Below are 2,182 nucleotides of genomic sequence, written 5' to 3' on the forward strand. Positions count from 1 at the left end.
GGGGGATCGGCGGCTTCTGTCCGGGTCCGGCGGTTGCGTCCCTGTCGAGTGGCATCCCGCAGACAGCGCTGTTCGTCCTCGCGATGTTGGTCGGCATGACCTTGTACGACAGAGTATGGAGCAGACGGACGTGAGCACCTCTATTTTGGCGGCAGTCGGCTCCGGCGGGATCGTCGGCTTCATGCTCGGCCTCCTAGGCGGCGGCGGGTCCATCCTGGCGACGCCGCTGATCCTCTACGTCGTCGGGGTGACGCAGCCGCATATCGCGATCGGAACGGGTGCGCTTGCCGTCTCGCTGAATGCCTTTACGAACTTCGCGAGCCACGCGATCAGGGGTCACGTCTGGTGGCGCTGCGCAGCCGTCTTCTCTGCGCTCGGCGTCCTCGGCGCCCTCGGCGGCTCCAGCCTGGGCAAGGCGATGGAAGGGGACCGCCTGATCTTTCTGTTCGGCGTCCTCATGATCGTCGTCGGTGTCCTGATGCTGAAGCCCAAGAAGGCAATGGCGGTCGAGTGCCGTCCCGTCGACCTCAGGATGTGCCTCGCAACAGCGGCCGTGGCACTCGTCGCCGGCGCTGCCTCCGGCTTCTTCGGCATCGGCGGGGGCTTCCTGATCGTTCCCGGCTTGATGCTGGCGACGGGCATGCCGATGATCAACGCCATCGGCACATCTCTCCTCTCCGTCGGTGCGTTCGGGCTGGCGACGGCCCTGAACTATGCCAGCTCAGGCTTGGTGGACTGGTGGCTCGCCGCGGAGTTCATCGGGGGTGGCATCGTCGGCGGCGTACTCGGCATGCTCCTCGCTACACGGCTCAGCGCCTACAAGAACATCCTCAACCGCATGTTCGCAGCGCTCGTACTCGTAGTGGCTTGTTACATTCTATCCACCAATCGAGCATACTGGGCGGGTGCTCAGATGATCGGCATGGTCGACTCGGCTGGGAAAGGCGTAGTCGTCGACTGTTCCACCACGACGCTCAAGCCATGCAAGTAAACTTGCCCTCACATCTGCAGTAATTTCGAACTGAACCGGACGACCGGTCTTTTGCTGAACGACCATGGCCCGGGTTCGGATTTCCGTTCCCGTGACAAGACTTCCGATTTTAGAAGCTTGCTGTCGATTGCGAGATCAATAACGCGCGGTCTCTCGTGCGCCCTTCCCTATCGAGGAAGAAGCGGATCGCCCAAATCTGGCGCTGTTTCAGCGGCTTCTCTATACCGACCTTTCGGCTGGCTTTCCAAGCCGGACGTCCCAGTGCGTTAGGATCATATTGTGAAGTACCCATTTTCGTTCTCATTTGACCAACATTGGCCAACGGAAGAACGCATGAGAGCAGTGAGGGAGCCGACAGCGGACGATTGCTGTTGCAGTCGCGAAGGCGTCCGCCAGATCGAGCCCTTTCGTTGACAAAATCGCGGCGGCAGCATCCAAAGTCGTCCGCTCAAGAATTTCGTGACTGTACCTCTTCGGCGGCACGAAGTCGAAAATTAAATTGAGCGCGACGAATGCGATCGCGGCGGTTAAGGTCAACCGGACCACCACGAAAAACTTCCAAAAGAGGCGTCGCATCACGCCTCCTGCACGAGTTGATATCCCTGCCCGCGTAGCAGGGAAGCGAATCGGCACAATTGTCGCAGCCAACGTCTGCCGCCTTGTTATCGAAAATTCCAGAAGTGCGGCATTGAACGCGTGCGCCGACTCGATGTTGACGATATGCCGGCCCGGCAACGACAGATGCCGGCCCTGCTGCACGCGGGTGGTAATGTTTTCCAGGTCGGCTGGCGGGCACACCGGGTCGTCATCACCGGAAACGGCGATCATATCCTGAATGATATAGATACTTTGGGATATATAGTCCACGTTCTCATGCCAAGCAATAGGTGGCACTTCCTACAGAAACGCCCACAAACGATCGTTTATCCGCATCTTCTGCGTTTGGAAATCCGGTGTGAGCCGACCACCGTTAGTGCGCAAGGCCTTCTTATCGGCACCGAGTTTTAAAGCCGCTAGGATTAGGGGGTGGGCCGAGCGACCTCCTGCGCCCGACCTTGCGCCGCGATGAACGAGCAGTCGGACTTGAATCGGCGCAACACGGCATATACATTGTGGCATATACAACGGAGGCTGCCATATGCCTATTTCATTGCCGTCATCAAGACCGAAAGAAGTGAAGCTGTTCCGCAA

At 59.1% G+C, this 2,182-nt stretch carries 3 protein-coding genes; 2 read left to right on the top strand and 1 reads right to left on the bottom strand.

Features of this window, described 5'->3' with window-relative positions; translation table 11 throughout:
• Both BN1800_RS39315 and BN1800_RS39320 read left to right on the top strand, forming a co-directional pair.
• Positions 1-134, top strand: a 134-nt coding sequence (locus BN1800_RS39315; RefSeq protein WP_342210327.1) for a DUF6691 family protein, incomplete at its 5' end; no start/stop codon positions are given.
• The gene (locus BN1800_RS39320) at positions 116-991 is read left to right on the top strand and encodes a sulfite exporter TauE/SafE family protein (RefSeq protein WP_244564829.1); all 876 of its coding nucleotides are present in this window, start codon (positions 116-118) and stop codon (positions 989-991) included. The genes BN1800_RS39315 and BN1800_RS39320, both read left to right, overlap by 19 nt.
• A 300-nt stretch (positions 992-1,291) precedes the next feature.
• Here BN1800_RS39320 and BN1800_RS43265 read toward each other — a convergent pair whose 3' ends face one another.
• Positions 1,292-1,858: an alpha/beta fold hydrolase gene (locus BN1800_RS43265; protein WP_244564830.1), complete on the bottom strand. Its 567-nt coding sequence runs from the start codon at positions 1,856-1,858 to the stop codon at positions 1,292-1,294.
• Positions 1,859-2,182 lie beyond the last annotated feature (324 nt).

The sequence above is a fragment of the Rhizobium sullae genome, from assembly GCF_900169785.1.
Taxonomy (GTDB): Bacteria; Pseudomonadota; Alphaproteobacteria; order Rhizobiales; family Rhizobiaceae; genus Rhizobium; species Rhizobium sullae.